The sequence below is a fragment of the Rhizobium sp. BK619 genome (assembly GCF_014195245.1).
GTDB lineage: Bacteria > Pseudomonadota > Alphaproteobacteria > Rhizobiales > Rhizobiaceae > Rhizobium > Rhizobium acidisoli.
Window position 1 is genome coordinate 108,762 of record NZ_JACIBH010000011.1, and the last position, 18,449, is coordinate 127,210.

At 62.2% G+C, this 18,449-nt stretch carries 16 protein-coding genes; 7 read left to right on the forward strand and 9 right to left on the reverse strand.

The features are described from left to right. The 6 genes from ureC to ureG all read left to right on the forward strand — a co-directional run bounded on the left by ureC (position 1) and on the right by ureG (position 5,660). Positions 1–1,713 (forward strand): urease subunit alpha, encoded by a 1,713-nt coding sequence (ureC, locus tag FHX14_RS21345; protein ID WP_003590575.1) that lies wholly within the window; start codon positions 1–3, stop codon positions 1,711–1,713. A gap of 31 nt (positions 1,714–1,744) precedes the next feature. Beyond that, positions 1,745–2,416: a TIGR02117 family protein gene (locus FHX14_RS21350; protein ID WP_003590576.1), complete on the forward strand. Its 672-nt coding sequence runs from the start codon at positions 1,745–1,747 to the stop codon at positions 2,414–2,416. 330 nt (positions 2,417–2,746) lie between these two features. Beyond that, complete coding sequence (locus FHX14_RS21355) at positions 2,747–3,610, forward strand: GGDEF domain-containing protein (RefSeq protein ID WP_003590577.1); 864 nt, start codon at positions 2,747–2,749, stop codon at positions 3,608–3,610. 84 nt (positions 3,611–3,694) lie between these two features. After that, positions 3,695–4,282 carry an urease accessory protein UreE gene (locus FHX14_RS21360; protein ID WP_003590579.1) on the forward strand — a complete coding sequence of 196 codons (588 nt, stop codon included), beginning with the start codon at positions 3,695–3,697 and terminating at the stop codon, positions 4,280–4,282. Between the two features lie 6 nt (positions 4,283–4,288). Further along, complete coding sequence (locus FHX14_RS21365) at positions 4,289–4,960, forward strand: urease accessory protein UreF (protein WP_184378552.1); 672 nt, start codon at positions 4,289–4,291, stop codon at positions 4,958–4,960. 88 nt (positions 4,961–5,048) lie between these two features. Beyond that, on the forward strand, positions 5,049–5,660 hold the full coding sequence (gene ureG / locus FHX14_RS21370) for an urease accessory protein UreG (RefSeq protein WP_003590582.1): 612 nt from the start codon (positions 5,049–5,051) through the stop codon (positions 5,658–5,660). A 105-nt stretch (positions 5,661–5,765) separates the two neighbouring features. Here ureG and FHX14_RS21375 read toward each other — a convergent pair whose 3' ends face one another. The 6 genes from FHX14_RS21375 to FHX14_RS21400 all read right to left on the reverse strand — a co-directional run bounded on the left by FHX14_RS21375 (position 5,766) and on the right by FHX14_RS21400 (position 14,794). Further along, positions 5,766–9,092, reverse strand: coding sequence for an efflux RND transporter permease subunit (locus FHX14_RS21375; RefSeq protein ID WP_003590583.1), 3,327 nt, complete (start codon positions 9,090–9,092; stop codon positions 5,766–5,768). Between the two features lie 12 nt (positions 9,093–9,104). Next, a complete protein-coding gene (locus FHX14_RS21380; RefSeq protein ID WP_184378554.1) occupies positions 9,105–10,295 on the reverse strand; it encodes an efflux RND transporter periplasmic adaptor subunit in 1,191 nt (396 codons plus the stop codon). 394 nt (positions 10,296–10,689) lie between these two features. Then, positions 10,690–11,661: an ABC transporter substrate-binding protein gene (locus tag FHX14_RS21385; protein ID WP_184378556.1), complete on the reverse strand. Its 972-nt coding sequence runs from the start codon at positions 11,659–11,661 to the stop codon at positions 10,690–10,692. A gap of 59 nt (positions 11,662–11,720) precedes the next feature. After that, positions 11,721–12,848: an ABC transporter permease gene (locus FHX14_RS21390; protein WP_003590589.1), complete on the reverse strand. Its 1,128-nt coding sequence runs from the start codon at positions 12,846–12,848 to the stop codon at positions 11,721–11,723. Further along, positions 12,845–13,774 (reverse strand): ABC transporter permease, encoded by a 930-nt coding sequence (locus FHX14_RS21395; protein WP_184378557.1) that lies wholly within the window; start codon positions 13,772–13,774, stop codon positions 12,845–12,847. Before FHX14_RS21395 ends, FHX14_RS21390 begins: the two co-directional genes overlap by 4 nt. Before the next feature lie 234 nt (positions 13,775–14,008). Then, positions 14,009–14,794 carry an ABC transporter ATP-binding protein gene (locus tag FHX14_RS21400; protein ID WP_003590595.1) on the reverse strand — a complete coding sequence of 262 codons (786 nt, stop codon included), beginning with the start codon at positions 14,792–14,794 and terminating at the stop codon, positions 14,009–14,011. A 94-nt stretch (positions 14,795–14,888) separates the two neighbouring features. On the opposite strand from FHX14_RS21400, the gene FHX14_RS21405 reads away from it, so the two are divergent. Continuing rightward, entirely contained in the window at positions 14,889–15,302 is a 414-nt protein-coding gene (locus FHX14_RS21405; RefSeq protein ID WP_003590597.1) for a cupin domain-containing protein, read from the forward strand. 58 nt (positions 15,303–15,360) lie between these two features. Here the strand turns inward: FHX14_RS21405 and hydA are convergent, their stop codons facing one another. Genes hydA through FHX14_RS21420 form a run of 3 tightly spaced genes read right to left on the reverse strand, consistent with a single transcriptional unit; the run spans position 15,361 to position 18,343 of the window. Continuing rightward, the gene (gene hydA, locus FHX14_RS21410; protein ID WP_184378559.1) at positions 15,361–16,815 is read right to left on the reverse strand and encodes a dihydropyrimidinase; all 1,455 of its coding nucleotides are present in this window, start codon (positions 16,813–16,815) and stop codon (positions 15,361–15,363) included. Further along, on the reverse strand, positions 16,812–17,093 hold the full coding sequence (locus FHX14_RS21415) for a hypothetical protein (protein ID WP_184378561.1): 282 nt from the start codon (positions 17,091–17,093) through the stop codon (positions 16,812–16,814). Before FHX14_RS21415 ends, hydA begins: the two co-directional genes overlap by 4 nt. Then, positions 17,090–18,343: a Zn-dependent hydrolase gene (locus FHX14_RS21420; RefSeq protein WP_184378563.1), complete on the reverse strand. Its 1,254-nt coding sequence runs from the start codon at positions 18,341–18,343 to the stop codon at positions 17,090–17,092. Before FHX14_RS21420 ends, FHX14_RS21415 begins: the two co-directional genes overlap by 4 nt. Between the last annotated feature and the right edge of the window lie 106 nt (positions 18,344–18,449).

Below are 18,449 nucleotides of genomic sequence, written 5' to 3' on the forward strand. Positions count from 1 at the left end.
ATGCCCTATAAGATCTCGCGCGCTGCCTATGCCGGCATGTTCGGACCGACGACCGGCGACAAGGTGCGCCTTGCCGATACGGAGCTCTTCATCGAGATCGAGAAGGATTTCACCACCTATGGCGAGGAGGTGAAGTTCGGCGGCGGCAAGGTGATCCGCGACGGCATGGGCCAGAGCCAGGTGACGCGGGCGGACGGCGCGGTCGATACCGTCATCACCAATGCGGTGATCGTCGATCACTCCGGCATCTACAAGGCCGATATCGGGCTGAAGGACGGGCGCATCGTTGCGATCGGCAAGGCGGGCAATCCCGATATGCAGCCCGGCGTCAATATCATCGTCGGTCCGGGCACGGAGGCGATCGCCGCCGAAGGCAAGATCGTCACCGCTGGCGGCATGGACAGCCATATCCACTTCATCGCGCCGCAGCAGATCGAGGAAGCGCTGATGTCGGGCATGACCTGCATGCTCGGCGGCGGCACGGGACCGGCGCACGGCACGCTCGCGACCACCTGCACGCCCGGCCCCTGGCATCTCGCCCGCATGATCGAAGCGGCCGACGCCTTCCCGATGAACCTCGCCTTTGCCGGCAAGGGCAATGCCTCGCTGCCGGGGGCACTGACCGAAATGGTGCTGGCCGGCGCCACCTCGCTGAAGCTGCACGAGGATTGGGGCACGACGCCTGGCGCCATCGACTGCTGCCTGTCGGTCGCCGACGAATATGACGTGCAGGTGATGATCCACACCGATACGCTGAACGAAAGCGGCTTCGTCGAAGACACGATCGGCGCCATCAAGGGCCGCACCATCCATGCCTTTCATACGGAAGGGGCAGGCGGCGGACACGCGCCCGACATCATCAAGATCTGCGGCCAGCCGAACGTCATACCGTCGTCCACCAATCCGACCCGGCCCTATACGGTCAATACCATTGCCGAGCATCTCGACATGCTGATGGTCTGCCATCACCTGTCGCCGTCGATCCCCGAGGATATCGCCTTCGCCGAAAGCCGCATCCGCAAGGAGACGATCGCCGCCGAAGATATATTGCACGACATCGGCGCCTTCTCGATCATTTCGTCCGACAGCCAGGCCATGGGCCGCGTCGGCGAAGTGGCGATCCGTACCTGGCAGACGGCCGACAAGATGAAGCGCCAGCGCGGTCGTCTGAAGCAGGAAAACGGTGACAACGACAATTTCCGCGTCCGCCGCTATATCGCCAAATATACGATCAATCCGGCGATCGCCCATGGCCTCAGCCATGAAATCGGCTCCGTCGAAGTCGGCAAGCGCGCCGATCTCGTGCTCTGGAACCCGGCCTTCTTCGGGGTGAAGCCCGATATGGTGCTGCTCGGCGGCTCGATCGCCGCTGCGCCGATGGGCGATCCGAACGCCTCGATCCCGACGCCGCAGCCGGTGCATTACCGGCCGATGTTCGCCTCCTACGGCCGGAGCCTCACCAATTCCTCCGTGACCTTCGTCAGTCAGGCCTCGCTCGATGCAGGCCTGAAGGGCCGGCTCGGCGTCGCCAAGCAGCTGGTGGCGGTGAAGAATACCCGCGGCGGCATTTCCAAGGCTTCGATGATCCACAACGACCTGACACCGGAGATCGAGGTCGATCCGGAGACCTATGAGGTCAGGGCGAACGGCGAATTGCTGACCTGCGAGCCGGCGACGGTGCTGCCGATGGCGCAGCGCTATTTCCTGTTTTAGGCGCACGTTTTCGATGCGAGGGACAGCTCTGATGAAAACAGGCATCCGCTGGCTGTTGCGGGCCGTATTCCTGCTCGTGTTTCTGGCCGCCTGCGGAACCTTCATTCCCCGGCCGCTGATTGCCCCCGTCGAGGCGTCGTCTGCGGCGGCGACGCATCGGATTCTGCTGCTGTCCGGACCGATCCATACCGATATTGCTATTCCGCTCGACGAGGAGACGCGGGCTGCCTTTTCCTTTCTCGCCGAGACCGGTTTTCCGCTCGGCCATCCGGATGCGGAATGGCTCATCATCGGCTGGGGCGGCCGCGCCTTCTATCTGGAAACCCCGAGCTGGTCGGAGCTGAAGCCACTGCCCGTGCTGGGGGCGCTGACGATCGACCGTTCGGTGCTGCATGTCGACCTTGCCGGTCACATTACCGAGCCGCAGCCCGCCGTTGCGGCGTTCGATATCGGCGACGATCAAATGGCGCGGCTGCGGAATTTCATCTCGGACAGCTTCATTCGCGACGCGGGCGAAGTGGCGCCGATCCCGGATGCGGGGTACGGCGAGATCGACCGGTTCTTCGAGGCCAAGGGATATTTCAACGCCCTCTTCGGCTGCAACACCTGGACGGCGGGCGCGCTCCGCTCGGCGGGGCTCCGCACCGGCTTATGGAACCCGCTCCCACAATCATTGCGATTGTCTCTCGGTGTCTACAATTGAAGCAGTCGCTGGGCGATCCGCTGTTAAAGTGAATTGTGTATCATGCTCTCCGTTCGGTTGTAAAAATCGGTGGAAAAGCCGGTATTTTTCTCAGCTAGACCATTCTGGAACAGCGCCGCCGTCCAGGCTTATAAAGCTGTTTTAAATCAATCGTCTAACTGTCTCACCGCGCTGTCCGATTTAGGGATTGGAAGGCTGCATCTCCTGCTAGAAAAAATCTGCCCGCCGAAAGCTCCGAAACCGCTCGAATTTTAGCGAGTCGATTAAGACACCCGCAGCAATTGGGCTCCTATCAATGCCGTGAAACGCCGGGCAGGAAGGTCGATTCTCATGAGAAACTGGATGTCGCTGCAGGCCGATTTCGGCAATTTCCAATATCGTGGGAACGTCTATGTCTTTGCATTGAAGATGAGCTTTCTGACGGTTCTTCTCTCCGGCGTCATCATGGCGGTGACGATACCGCCGCTCGGTTTTCTCGGGCTGCTGCCGGTGACGCTCTCGCACGCGATCGGCTTCGGCGTCATTTTTTCCTGGCTCGTCGGCGGCACGGTTTCCGGCATGCTGTCGCTGGCCGCCGGTTTTGCCCTGCACGAACTGACGCTGTCGCGGGCGGAGTTCGAAAAGCTCAGCCGAACGGACACGCTTTCGGGACTGTTGAACCGGCGCGCTTTCACCGAGGCGCTCGAGAACACCGAAGGTGACGCCTCGCTTGTTATTTTCGATGTCGACCGCTTCAAGGCGATCAACGATCGCTTCGGCCATGGCTGCGGCGATGCCGTCATCACCGCGGTCTCGGCCATGCTCATATCTGCCTTCGACGAAATGTCCGTCGTCGCAAGGCTGGGCGGGGAGGAGTTCGGCGTCATCATCTCCGGCGAGCCGCTGGAGGCGCGGATGGAACGCATCGAAGGTGTCCGGGCCCGGATCGCAGGCGGCGCCATCGCAGCCGAGGGGCATGATATCCGCATCACCGTTTCCGGCGGTGTCGCCGATCTCGCCGCCGGGCGTAACAAGCAGGCGGTCTATGCGTCGGCAGACCGGGCGCTCTATCTCGCCAAGGCGCTCGGGCGCAATCGGGTCGTACATGAGCGGGAAGGCCTGCATCATGCCTGGCACGGGCTCGCCGATAATGGCCTCGAGGCCAGGGGCAGGGGCGTTGAGAGCGACAACGTGATGCAGGCTTACGGAATATAAAAGGCCGACGCGGGCACAAAGGCCATTGGTGCTTGCATCGGGAAAGGCTATTTTGCATGGTCGCCTCAGCAAAACGGACATATCATGCAGCGCGTTACCTCTTATCTTCCCGCCGGAACCCCGTCCTCCCATCCGACCGCCCAGGTCAAGCTGCCGCACGATCTGCGCCATCTGCGCCGTAAGCTGCTGCATCTGGAAAATGGCGAGATGGTCATGCTCGATCTCAAGGACCCGGTGCTTTTTGCCAATGGCGACCTGCTGGTGCGCGACGACGGCGAACTGATCGAGATTCTCGCGGCCGATGAGAAACTGTTTGAAATTCGCGGCCGTGACCGCACACATCTGGTCGAGCTGGCCTGGCATCTCGGCAACCGCCATCTCGCGGCCCAGATCGAGGAAGACCGTATCGTCATCCTGCGCGACCACGTCATTCGCAGCATGCTGCAGGGGCTCGGCGCCACCGTCCTCGACATCGACGAACCCTTCCAGCCGGCGCGCGGCGCCTATCATTCCCATGGCGCGCATTCGCACGATCAGGGTCATGCGGCGCATGACCATGGGCATGAGCACAAACATGATCACGGCCACGACCATGTGCATGGGCCGGGATGTGATCACGACCATGACCATGACCATGACCACGGACATCATCACGACCATAAACACGACTGAGGCTCGATGACGGGAGATCGTGAGCTGCAGGCATTGCTGCGTCTGACGGCATGGCTCTCGCCGGCCTTTCCGGTCGGCAGCTTTGCCTATTCGGGCGGGCTGGAGCGGGCGGTGGCGGACGGGCTGGTCACCGATGCCGCCTCGCTGGCGGCCTGGATCGGCACGCTGATCGGCCATGGTTCGGTCTGGAACGATGCGGTGCTTTTGGCCGAAAGCCACAGGTGGCAGGAAGAGCCCGCGCGCCTTGCCGAGATCGCCGCGCTTGCGGAGGCGCTTGCCGGATCGCGCGAGCGCCATCAGGAAACCATGCTGCTCGGCGAAGCCTTCCTGACGGCGGCACGCGCCTGGCCCGATGGCGTGTTCGAAAGACTGCCTGACAAGGCCGCCTATCCCGTCGCGGTCGGGGCGGTCACCGGCGCGCACGGCATAGGGCCTGAGAAGGCGCTCGCCGTCTTCCTGCATGCCTATGCCTCGCAGGCGGTTTCCTCAGGCATCCGCCTCGGCGTGACCGGCCAGAGGGACGGTGTTGCCGTGCTTGCCGGTCTCGAAGAGTGCATCACGGAGGTCGCGCGGCGGGCAGCGGCCTCGACGCTCGACGATCTCGGCTCGGCTACGGTGCAGGCCGATATTGCCGGCCTGCGCCATGAGACGCAGGCGACGCGGCTGTTCCGTTCGTGATGGCGTAAATTATCCGAGCATCTGCGTCATTTGACGGTGGCGTGCGCCCTCGGCGTCGCTATCATCGGGTTCGATTGGAGTAAGGCATATGAAATCAAGAAACGGACCTCTGCGGGTCGGCATCGGCGGACCGGTCGGCTCGGGCAAGACGGCACTGACCGAAAAGCTCTGCAAGGCGATGCGCGACGACTATTCCGTCGCCGTCGTTACCAACGACATCTACACGACCGAGGATGCCGAGGCGCTGGTGCGCATGCAGGCACTGCCTTCGGATCGGATCGTCGGTGTCGAGACCGGCGGCTGCCCGCACACCGCCATTCGCGAGGATGCGACGATCAATCTTCAGGCGATCGCCGGCCTCAACCAGCGGATCCCGGATCTCGACGTGGTCTTCATCGAGTCCGGCGGCGACAATCTGGCAGCGACCTTTTCGCCCGATCTTGCCGATATCACCATCTATGTCATCTCGGTCTGCCAGGGCGAGGAAATCCCGCGCAAGGGCGGGCCCGGCATCACCCGCTCGGATCTTCTCGTCATCAACAAGAAGGATCTGGCGCCCTATGTGGGCGCCGATCTCGAGGTGATGGACCGGGATGCGACGCGCATGCGCGCAAGCCGCCCCTTCGTCTTCTCCGACATGAAGCGCGGCGACGGCGTCAGCTCGATTGTCAGCTTTCTCAGGGAGCAGGGCGGGCTCTGACGGGCAGACTTGCCGCTGCAGACCGACGCTGCGGATAGCGGCGAGAACGGCAAAATGAAACGGGCCGGGAGATCGCTCCCGGCCCGTTCATGTTCTGCGTTCTGCTCATTCCGCTGCGAAAGGCGGCAGCCGCAGCACGTTGGTGTCTTTGCCATTGGCGTTCTTGCGCTTGCTTTCCGGCTTTTCGATCGCGGTCAGCCGCTCCTCCAGCGAGTCGATATCGTCGCGGTTCTCGCGGGTGACGCGGGTGAGATCCTCGCGCGACAGCGGCAGTTCCTCCTCGTCCTTCCTGCCGACCAGGCGACCGAACATCCAGCCGAGCAGCCGGGACAGATCGTCCATGATCAGGAAGAAGGAAGGCACGACGACGAGCGAGAGCACCGTCGAGACGATGATGCCGCCGATTACCGCGATCGCCATCGGCGCGCGGAACGAGCCGCCTTCGCCGACGCCGAGCGCGGAGGGCAGCATGCCCGCCGACATGGCGATCGAGGTCATGATGATCGGCCGGGCGCGTTTGCGGCCGGCTTCGACCATGGCCTCGACGCGGGCCATGCCATGGTGGCGCATCTCGATCGCGAAATCGACGAGCAGGATAGCGTTCTTGGTGACGACACCCATCAGCATCAGGATGCCGATCATCACAGGCATCGACAGCGGATTGCTGGTGATGATCAGAGCGGCCGCGACGCCACCGATGGCAAGCGGCAGCGAGAGCAGGATGGTGAAGGGCTGGATAACGTCCCTGAAGAGCAGGATCAGCACCGTCAGCACCAGCAGCAAGCCCATCAGCATGGCGTTGACGAAGCTCTGCTGCATCTCGCTCTGCACCTTGGTGTCGCCGCTTTCGGCAAGATGCACCGTCGCCGGAATCTTGGCATCGCTGACGATCTGGCGGAAGCGGGCCGAGGCCGTGTCGAGCGCCACGCCCTGAGGCAGGTCGGAGCCGATCGCAACGACGCGGTAGCGGTTGTTGCGCTTGATCGAGCTTACGCCTTCCGAGTAGTCGATATTGGCGACGCTTGCGAGCGGAACGGTGCCGCCGCTGGCAGTCTGGATCTTCAATGCGCGGATGGCCGAGAGATCGCGGCGCATGTCGACTGCCGCCTGGACCCGGATCGGGATCTGGCGATCGTCGAGCGAGATCTTGGCAAGGGCCGCATCGACATCGCCGATGGTGGCGACACGGATCGTCTCGGAGATCTGCTGCGGCGTGATGCCGAGGCGTGCGGCTTCGTCCTTGCGTGGATAGACCTGCAGTTCCGGACGGGGCAGGGCGCCGTCGGCGCTGACATTGGCAAGCAGCGGATCGGCGCGGAGCTTCGATTCCAGGATGCCGACGGCGTCGTTCAGGTCCTTCTCGTTCTTGGAGAGGAAGTTGAAGGAGAGGTCGCGTTCGCCGCGGTCGTTAAGCTTCAGGATATGAACGTCGGGAATGTCGCGCAGTTTGGCGAAGACTTCCTTTTCAATATTCCATTGCGGACGCTCGCGGCCGTGGACTTCCACTTTCGGCAGCATCGGGCCGATGAGGGGGATGTGGCCGAGCCCGTCGTTGACCATCTTCTTGATCAGCGATTGGTCGAGCTTGTGGAGCGCCAGCGTGATGGTCGCACGGCGCAGTTCGAGGTCGCCCTTCGGCGATGCGCCGCCGAGGACGAAGACGCTTTCGACGCCGTTGATATCCTTGACCCTGTCATAGATCGCATCCGTCGTCTTCTCGGTGTCGTCGAGCCTCGCATTGGGCGGCAGTTCGACGGAGAGCACGATGCGTGAAGCGTCTTCAGGCGGCAGGAAGCTGCCCGGAACCTGCATCAGCAGCAAAACCGAGCCAATCAGGAAGCCGAACGCGACAAACAACGTTGCATAACGCGTGTACCAGCGCCCCGTCGTGCCGCGGATAAGTCGGGTGTATCCACGCATCAGCAGGCTGTCATTGTCATGATGGTCGTCGACGCCATCTTCTGCACGCATCAGATAGGCGGCCATCATCGGGGTGATGAGGCGTGCGACCATCAGCGAGAAGAAGACGGAGAAGGCGACGGTCAGGCCGAACTGGATGAAGTACTGGCCCGGAATGCCCGGCATGAAGGAAACCGGCACGAAGACGGCGATGATGGTGAAGGTGGTGGCGATGACGGCAAGGCCGATTTCATCCGCCGCCTCGATCGCCGCCCGATAGGGCGTCTTGCCCATCTTGATATGGCGGGCGATGTTTTCGATTTCGACGATCGCGTCGTCCACCAGGATGCCGGTCGCGAGCGTCAAAGCGAGGAAGCTGACGAGGTTCAGCGAGAAGCCCATCATGTCCATGACCCAGAAGGTCGGGATCGCCGACAGCGGCAGGGCGATGGCCGAAATCAGAGTCGCACGCCAGTTTCTGAGGAACAGGAGGACGACGATGACGGCGAGCAGCGCGCCTTCGAGCAGCGTATGGATGGCGGCTTCGTAGTTGCCGTAGGTGAAATAAACCGAATCGTCGATCAGTTCGATCTTCACGTTCGGGTTTTCGGTGCGTACCTTTTCGAGGCTCTGTGCGACGGTTTCGGCGACGCTGACTTCGCTGGCGCCCTTCGAACGGAAGACGCCGAAGGTGACAACAGGCGTATCGTTGAAGCGCGAGAAGGATTTCGGCTCTTCATAGGTGTCCTTGACGACACCGAGATCGGACAGCTTGACGAAGCGGCCGTTCGGCAGCGCAATCGTCGTGTCGGCGAGCTCGGCGACGTTGCGGGCATCGCCGAGAACGCGGATCGCCTGTTCGCTGCCGGCCACCTGGCCGCGGCCGGAGCCGAGGTCGATGTTGGTGCCGCGCAGCTGCTCGTTCACGCTGGCTGCGGTGATGCCATAGGCATCGAGCTTGCCGGGGGTGAGTTCGATGCGCACTTCGCGCTCGGCGCCGCCGTAACGGTCGACGCGGCCGATGCCGGCCTGGCCCTGCAGCGCACGCTTGACCGTATCGTCGACGAACCAGGAGAGTTCTTCCAGTGACATGTCGGGCGAGGACACGGCGAAGGTCTGGATCGCCTGGCCCTCGACATCGACCTTGGTGACGATCGGTGCCTCGGCGGTCGCCGGCAGGTCGCTGCGAATGCGGTCGATCGCATCCTTGACGTCCTGCACGGCCTGTTCCGTCGGCACTTCCATGCGGAACATGACGTTGGTCTGCGAGCTGCCGTCGGTCACCGTCGACTGGATTTCGTCGATGCCGGTGATGGATGCGATCGCGTCTTCGATCTCCTTTGTCACCTGCATCTCGAGTTCGGCCGGCGACGCGCCGCTCTGCGTCACGCTGATCGAAACGAGGGGAACGTCGATGTTCGGGAAGCGCGTGATCGGCAGCTTGTTGAAGGACTGCATGCCGATGAATATCAACAGGCAGAAGGCCAGCAGCGGCGCGATCGGATTTCGAATGGACCAGGCTGAAAAATTCATCGGATGGTCTCTTTAGTTGGAAGCCGGGGGCTGTTCACGCACCGGCGTGATGTGGTCGCCGTCACGGACATAAGCGCCCGCCTTGGCCACGACCTCGTCGCCGCTCTTCAATCCATCGACGATCTCGACATAGGCACCGTCCTGGATGCCGGTCTCGACCTTGGCGAATTTCACCACGCCATCTTCGACCTTGCGGGCCGACGAGCCTTCATTGCCGGTGAGCACGGCGGTCAGCGGAAGCGATACGCCCTCCGTCTCGCGAACGATAATCTCGGCGCTGCCATACATGCCGGAGCGCGCCTTGCTGTCGTCGTCGATGGAGATGTGGACGAGACCGAGGCGGGTGGTGGGATCGACGGTCGGCGACACCAGGCGCACGGCACCGGACAGCTTCTCGCGGCTGCCGGACAGCGAAATCGCCGCCTTCTGGCCGGCCGCGACCCTGACGATGTCGCTTTCGGCGACCTCCGCGACAAGCTCGACATCACCATCGCGGATGAGGGTGAACAGCGGATCGCCGTTGCCGGCGGCAATGGCGCCGACCTTGGCGTTCTTAGCCGAGACCGTGCCGGCCACAGGCGTCTTCACATCGGTGCGCGCCAGCTTCAGATCCGCATCGGCGATCTGGCTGTCGAAGACTTTGAGATCGGCCTCGGCGACCTCGATCGCCTGTTCGGCGGAGACGACGCGGGCATTGGCGGCGGCGGCCGTCGCATCGGCCTGCTCGACCTGGGCGGTGGAAACCGTGCCCTTCTTGACCATTTCCTGGGCGCGGGCCTGCTGCTGCCTTGCCTGTTCGGCATTGGCCTGCGCCTCGATGAGCTGGGCGCGCAGCTGGGCGAGGCTTGCCTCACCCTTGGCTTTCGTCGCCATCATCTGGCTCTTCTCCAGCACCAGCGCGTCGTCGTTGAGCGTCGCCAAGGTGCTTTCCGCCTGAACCTTGTCGCCGACATCGGCTTTCAGCGTGCGGATCGACAGGCCTTCGACCTGCGGCTGAATATAAACTTCCTCGACGGGCTTGATCGTTCCCGTGCCGATGACACGGTCGACGAGCGTGCGACTCACAGCCTTGGTGACGACGATCGCCGGCAGATTCTGCTGCGGTTTTTCGACCGGCTTTTCCTGCGAAAATGCCGTGGATGCAGCGAGAGCTGCTGCAAAAAGGGTAGCGGCGCCTAGAATTTCAATCGGCTTGCGTGCCATGCGTCTTCGTCCAATCTTGTAACAAGCTTAGCCGAACTCGCGCGTCTGCCACTCAGCTCGCGACCAGGCCACTGCCTTTCCTGCATTCTCAGGGGTATCCGCACATCATTGCCGTCTTCGTCCCTCGCCGGCAAATCGGCTTTTAGTTGGTATCGATTTGCTCGATATGCAAGCCCGGCAGAAAACAATTCCCCATGAGCCGATAATAATTACCATCGAAACCTGAATCAATCACCGGAGGGTTATGTGAACATGACGATGATTGATCCTGCTTCTTCCCCCATGACGTTTGACGCCCGACAAATGCGACAGTTGCAAGGCGTTTTTTATCAGGCGGATAAAAGAAACGCGCGGAGATCTCCCGCGCGTTTCGTTTTTGCATTGTTTGCGACGATTATTTGGATGCGGCGTCAGTAATGTCGTGCGTCCAGGCGCCGGAGGGCTCCTTGTTGATGATCTTCTGGTCGAGCAGCGCCTTTGTGGTGCGGGCATAGAGCGCTTCGTCCAGCTTGCCTGAGCCGTCACCAACCAGCTTGGCGACTTCGCCCATCATCCGTTTCTGGTGGTTGTCGTCCTGGCCACCGTTGTCCATCACGATCTCGGCGGCTTCGTCGGGGTTTTCGGTCGCATATTTCCAGCCCTTCATCGAGGCGCGGACGAACTTGACCATCTTCTCCTTGAAGGCCGGGTCCTTCAGCTTGTCTTCCATCGCATAGAGGCCGTCTTCCAAGAGGTCGTTGCCCATTTGCGTATAGTTGAAGACCGTCAGTTCCTCCGGCTTGAAACCGGCATCGATCGCCTGCCAGTATTCATTGTAGGTCATCACAGAGATACAGTCGGCCTGCTTCTGGACGAGCGGCTGCACGTCGAAGCTCTGCTTCAGCACGGTGACGCCGTTCGCGCCGCCTTCCGTCGAGAGACCCAGCTTGTTCATCCAGGCGAAGAAAGGATATTCGTTGCCGAAGAACCAGACACCGAGCGTGTGGCCCTTGAAGTCGGCTTCGGTCTTGACCGGGCCATCCTTGCGGCAAATCATTTCCAGGCCCGATTTCTGGTAGGGCTGGGCGATGTTGACGAGCGGAACGCCCTTTTCGCGGGCAACCAGGGCACCGCCCATCCAATCGACGATGACATCGGCGCCGCCGCCGGCGATCACCTGCTCGGGGGCGATATCGGGGCCGCCCGGCTTGATATCGACGTCGAGGCCTTCTTCCTTATAGAAGCCCTTGTCCTTGGCGACGTAATAACCGCCGAACTGGCTCTGCGTGACCCATTTCAGCTGCAGCACCACCTTGTCGGCGGCCATCGCCTGGGCAGCGGCAAGCGTCATCGCGCTCGCCATCATTGCAACCATCAACTTTTTCATTTTCTTATCCTTACCCTCTGAAGTTATGCCCGAACCCCATTTGCGAAGCCCGTGCGCGCCTAGCCACCACGGATAGACGGATGCCAAAACGTCACCGCCCGTTCGGTCAGGGCGATGATGCCATAAAAGATCGATCCGGCCAGCGCCGCGATGGCAATTTCCGCCCAAACCATGTCGACATTCATGCGGCCGATCTCGGTGGAGATGCGGAAGCCCATGCCGACGATCGGCGTTCCGAAGAATTCGGCAACGATGGCACCAATCAGCGCCAGCGTCGAGTTGATCTTCAGTGCGTTGAAAATGAAGGGCATGGCGGCCGGAAGCTTGAGCTTGAGCAGTGTTTGCCAGTCGCTCGAGGCGTAGGTGCGCATCAGATCGCGCTCCATGCTGCCGGAGGCGGCAAGGCCGGCGACGGTATTCACCAGCATCGGGAAGAAGGTCATGATGATGACGACGGCGGCTTTCGACGGCCAGTCGAAGCCGAACCACATGACCATCACCGGCGCGACGCCGATGATCGGCAGGGCCGACACCATGTTGCCGATCGGCAGGAGGCCGCGGCGGAGGAAGGTGATGCGGTCGGCCAGCACCGCGACGGCAAAGCCGCTGAGGCAGCCGACGATATAACCGATCAGCACCGCCTTGAAGATCGTCTGCCTGACATCGGCACCGAGGATAGGCAGGGAGGCCATGATACGGGCACCGATGGCGCTCGGCGGCGGCAGGATGATGAAGGGAATGCCGGCGCCGCGCGTCGCGGCTTCCCAGAGGATGAGGATCCAGGCGCCGAAGATCGCCGGGATCAGCAGCTGGAGCGCCGATTTGCCGAAAGCAGTGACGGGCTGCAGTTTCGACAACTCGGTGACGCATCGCCAGGCAAGCAGCCAGCAGGAAAACAGCAGCAGGAAATAAGCCCGCGTCGCCATGCCCTCATTGCCGGAGAGAGCGGAAAGCAGCATCCAGGCGGCGCCATGCGCGCCGATGAACAGCACTGTGGCGCGATAGGCCGCCGGTTGCGGCGCAAAGGACAGCAGGGCAGCCGCAACGACGATGGTGAAGACGAGGCTTGCCGTGCCGTCGGTGAAGGGTTGCGCCGCACCTTCGGCCAGAAGCGGCAGGGTGACAAGCGCTGCCATGCAGAAGAGGAGGGCGGTCACGCCCTGCCAGGAGAAGGTCAGATGTCTCATGCCGGCCTCCCGCCCATGGCACGGTCGACGATCTTCGCCGCAAGGCCGACGATCGCAACCAGGATGCCCGCCAGCAGCGACCCGGCGACGAGAGCCGCCCAGATATCGATGGTCTGGCTGTAATAGGAACCGGCCAGCAGCTTCGAGCCGATACCGGCAACCGCACCAGTCGGCAGCTCGCCGACGATGGCGCCGACGAGGCTGGCGGCGATTGCGACCTTCATCGAGGTGAAGAGGAAGGGGATCGAGGCCGGAACCCGCAACTTCCAGAAGGTCTGCATGGGGCTCGCATAATAGGTGCGCATCAGGTCGAGATGCATGATCTCAGGTGACCGCAAGCCCTTCACCATGCCGACGGCGACGGGAAAGAAGGAAAGGTAGGTGGAAATCAGCGCCTTGGAGACGAGGCGGGAGGCGTCGGAATCGAGGTTTAACAGATGCGCAAGCGCATTATCGCCGGTCAGCACATTGTAGGAGATGATGACGATCATCGGCGCGATGGCGAGGATCGGGATGGTCTGGCTCGCTACCAGCCAGGGCATCAGCGAGCGGTCCATGGCGCGGTTATGCACGATCAGCACCGCAAGAAGAATGCCGAGCAGCATGCCGAAACCGAAGCCCAGCAGGGTGGAGGAGAGCGTCACCCAGCTGTGATAGATTAGGCTGCGATTGCTCGAAAGGCTGCGCAGGACGGTGTTCTCATAGACGTTTTGCGCCACCTGATGCGGCGCCGGCAAGATCGGCTTCGGCTGCGCCAGCGTCTTGCCGATGAATTCGATGGTCGTCGGTGTGGCGCCGGCGCGGCTGTCCATATCGCGCTGGAACGGCGCGTTCATCAGCACGGCTGCGACATACCAGATGGCGATGAGGGCGAGCAGAATGGTGGTGACGGGAACGATCTTGTTTTTGAAGGTGTCGGGTTTCACAGCAACCGCCCCCAGGTATTGGCGTTGAGTGTGTAGCTACCCCCCTCTGCCCTGCCGGGCATCTCCCCCACAAGGGGGGAGATCGGCAAGAGGATGGTGCGTCTGTCCCACTTGATCCGATGCTGGATCGGGGATCTTTCGTTGTTTGGGGAAGCCGGTTCGGCATATCGATCTCCCCCCTTGTGGGGGAGATGCCCGGCAGGGCAGAGGGGGGTAAACCTCGAACTCAACCGCCTAAATCTCATGACTATGCCCCGTCCTCAGCCCCTCGCGGACTCGGTGGGCGATCTCCAGAAACTCGGGGGTGTCGCGGATGTCGAGTGGGCGTTCGGCCGGCAGGGGCGAGTCGATTACGTCGGTGACGCGGCCGGGGCGCGGCGACATCACCACGATCTTGGTCGAGAGGTAGACTGCCTCGGGGATAGAATGGGTAACGAAACAGATGGTCTTGTTGGTGCGGGCCCAGAGTTTCAGCAGTTCTTCGTTCAGATGGTCGCGGACGATCTCGTCCAACGCGCCGAAGGGCTCATCCATCAGCAGCAGGTCGGCATCGAAGGCCAGCGCGCGGGCGATCGAGGCGCGCTGCTGCATGCCGCCGGAGAGCTGCCAGGGAAATTTCTTCTCGAAGCCGGTGAGGCTGACAAGATCGAGCGACTCGGCGATGCGCCTCGTCCGGTCGGCGCTGGAATAACCCATGATCTCCAACGGCAGGGCAATATTGTTTTCGATGGTGCGCCAGGGATAGAGCGCCGGTGCCTGGAAGACATAGCCGTAGGCGCGGGCCTTGCGGGCTTCTTCCGGCGTCATGCCGTTGATCGAAATCTCGCCCGAAGTGCTCTTTTCGAGATCGGCGATGACACGCAGGAAGGTGGTCTTTCCGCAGCCGGACGGGCCGATGAAAGAGACGAAATCGCCCTTGCGGACATCGAGATTGACATCGCTCAGAGCCCTCACCGGGCCGTCATTCGCCTGGTAGGTGAGACAGAGATCCTTGGCGGATACGACGGAGGGTGCTTGCATCAATGCGACCGTTCTTGTTTTCGCCGCGGGGAGGCGGTTTGCATGTTACCATCGCCACAGGCCCTGCCGGCGGCACATTTTATGGAGGAAGAGAATGGACGCGACATCAAAACCCACCTGCCACATCGTTCGGCCCAACCATGCCTATGACGGCAAGCAGGGGCTCAGCTATTTTCAAGGGATCGCGGCCGAGACGGTGGGCGCCAAGGGCATCTGCATGCACCTGCTGACGATCCCGCCCGGCGTGCGCGCCAAGGCGCATCTGCACGAGGCGCATGAGACGGCGATCTACATGCTCTCCGGCGAGGCTCATACCTGGTACGGAGACCGGCTCGAGCAGCACGTCGTCGTCCATGCCGGCGAACTCTTCTACATCCCGGCCGGCGTGCCGCATATGCCGGCAAACCTCAGCAGCACGCCGTGCACGGCGATCATCGCCCGCACCGATCCCAACGAGCAGGAAAGCGTCGTGCTGCTGCCGGAGTTGGATGCGCTGGTGCCGGCATGAGGTCATCGACATGAAGGCGCCGTTCTCCGGTTGATGGCCGGTTGGTCATGGAACATCGTCACACGCCGGTCGCCGGAATTCCGCTGCGCGTCACCTTGCGCGGGGCGGTGATCTCCTTCCAGGTGGAGAGTGCCCTGCTGACGGCCGTCACCGGTTCGCGCCGGACGAATTCACCATGGCCCTCTTGGGTCTTGATGGTGCTTTCCTCGATAGCGACGACGCCGCGCGTCAGCGTGTAGCGCGGCAGGCCGGTCACTTCCTTGCCTTCGAAGACGTTGTAGTCGATCGCCGACTGCTGGCTCTTGGACGAGATGGTTTTTGACCGCTTCGGATCCCAGACGACGATATCGGCATCGGCGCCGACGAGGATCGCGCCTTTCTTCGGATAGATGTTGAGGATCTTGGCGATGTTGGTCGAGGTCACGGCGACGAACTCGTTCATCGTCAGCCGGCCGGTGTTGACGCCGCGGGTCCAGAGCATCGGCATGCGGTCTTCAAGGCCGCCGGTGCCGTTCGGGATCTTGGTGAAATCACCGACGCCGAAACGCTTCTGCGCCGTGGTGAAGGCGCAATGGTCGGTAGCGACCACCTGCAGCGAGCCGGAGGCAAGCCCGGCCCAGAGACTGTCCTGGTGCTGCTTGTTGCGGAACGGCGGTGACATCACGCGGCGGGCGGCGTGGTCCCAGTCTGGATTGGAATATTCGCTCTCGTCGAGCGTCAGGTGCTGGATCAGCGGTTCGCCGTAGACACGCATGCCCTTGGCACGGGCCCGGCGGATCGCTTCATGCGCCTGCTCGCAGGAGGTATGGACGATATAGACCGGGCAGCCGGCCATGTCGGCGATCATGATGGCGCGGTTGGTGGCCTCGCCCTCTACCTCGGCAGGGCGGGAATAGGCATGCGCCTCGGGACCGTTGTTGCCTTCGGCGAGCAGCTTTGCCGACATCGAGGCGACGACATCGCCGTTTTCGGCGTGCACCAGCGGCAGCGCGCCGAGTTCGGCGCAGCGCTGGAACGAGGCGAACATCTCGTCGTCGTCGACCATCAGCGCACCCTTATAGGCCATGAAGTGCTTGAAGGTGTTGATGCCCTTGTCGCGGACGATGGTCTCCATCTCTTTGAAGACCTGCTCGCTCCACCAGGTAACCGCCATGTGGAAGGAATAGTCGCAATTGGCCCGCGTCGACTTGTTATCCCACATGGTCAGCGCTTCGAGCAGCGACTGGCCGGGGGCAGGGAGGGCAAAATCGACCACCATGGTGGTGCCGCCGGAAAGGGCGGCGCGCGTGCCGCTCTCGAAATCGTCGGAGGAATAGGTGCCCATGAAGGGCATTTCGAGATGGGTGTGCGGATCGATACCACCCGGCATGACATAACAGCCGGAGGCGTCCAGCGTCTCGTCGCCCGAGAGGTTCGGACCAATCTCGATAATCTTGCCGCCGTCGATCTTGACGTCAGCCTTGTAGGTCAGGTCGGCGGTGACGATGGTGCCGTTCTTGATGACCGTGCTCATTCTCCGAACTCCCTGTCGCTGCGCGGTGCCTGCGCAAGCTGTTTATCCAATGACTGACGATAGCGGATGCAACCGCGCATGAATTGAGGCCAATGAGGCACGATCTGTCCGCCCGTCGGGGTGTCCGGCAGGAGCGACCACAGATCGGGATGATGCCAACAGAGTTCGTGGCCCGACGTGTCCCGGTGGCTGCGGATTGCGTGGCGCATGGCTCGCGCCGCCGATAGCAGGTCGGGATGGCTCATCCTGTCCAGATCTGCGTCCAGATCGATGGTCACGGAACAATCTCCGCCGTCTCCACCACCGCATGAAACAACACATCCGCACCCGCTGTCGCCCATTCCTTGGAGATCTCTTCCGCCTCGTTGTGTGACAACCCGCCAAAGCAGGGGCACATGACCATCGTTGCAGGGGCGACCTTGGCGGCCCAGCAGGCGTCGTGGCCGGCGCCGGAGATGAGGTTCATGTGGCTGTAGCCGAGGCGTTCGGCGGCGGAGCGGACCGAGGTGACGAGCTTTTCGTCGAAGGTAACAGGCGCGAAATGGCCGATTGCCTCGACGGAACAGCCGACACCCAGCGCATCGCAGATTTTTGGCGCTTCCGCCTCGATCTTTGCCCGCATGCGGTCGAGCTTGGCCTTGTCGGGCGAGCGGATGTCGACGGTGAAGACGACTTTGCCGGGCAGCACGTTGCGCGAATTCGGCGAGAAGAACACCTGGCCGACACCGCCGACGGCGCCCGGCTGCTCGCCCATCGCGACACCTTGAACCATTTCCAGGATGCGCGCCATGGCAAGGCCGGCATTGACGCGCATGTTCATCGGCGTCGAGCCGGTATGAGCTTCCTTGCCGGTCAGCGTGAATTCCAGCCACCAGAGGCCCTGACAGTGGGTGACGACGCCGATCTGCTTGTCTTCGGCCTCGAGGATCGGGCCCTGCTCGATGTGATATTCGAAATAGGCGTGCATCTTGCGGGCACCGACCTCTTCGTCGCCGAGCCAGCCGATGCGTTTTAGTTCGTCACCGAAGAGATTGCCCTCGGGATCCTTGCGATTATAGGCAAAGTCGAGGCTGTGCACGCCGGCGAAGACGCCTGAGGCCAGCATGGCCGGGGCAAAACGTGCGCCTTCCTCGTTCGTCCAATTGGTGACGACAATGGGATGTTTGGTCTTGATGCCGAGATCGTTCATGGTGCGCACGACTTCGAGGGCCGCCAGCACGCCGAGCACGCCGTCATATTTGCCGCCGGTCGGCTGGGTGTCGAGATGCGAACCGACATAGACGGGCAGGGCATCGGGATCGGTGCCGGGGCGGGTGGCGAACATCGTGCCCATCTGGTCGATGCCCATGGTGAGGTCCGCTTCGTCGCACCATGTCTTGAAAAGGCTTCGGCCCTCGGCATCCGAATCCGTCAGCGTCTGGCGATTGTTGCCGCCCGCAATGCCGGGGCCGATCTTCGCCATGTCCATGAGACTGTCCCAGAGACGGTCGCCATTGACGCGCATGTTTTCGCCTGGTGCTGCCACCATTCTTCAAGCCCTCACCTGTTTGCGGCAGCCATGCGAAGTGGCATGCCCGCCTGTTCCCGTGGTCTATTCCAACGCCTCTTATTGCTTTTGTCGAGCGCCGGAAAAT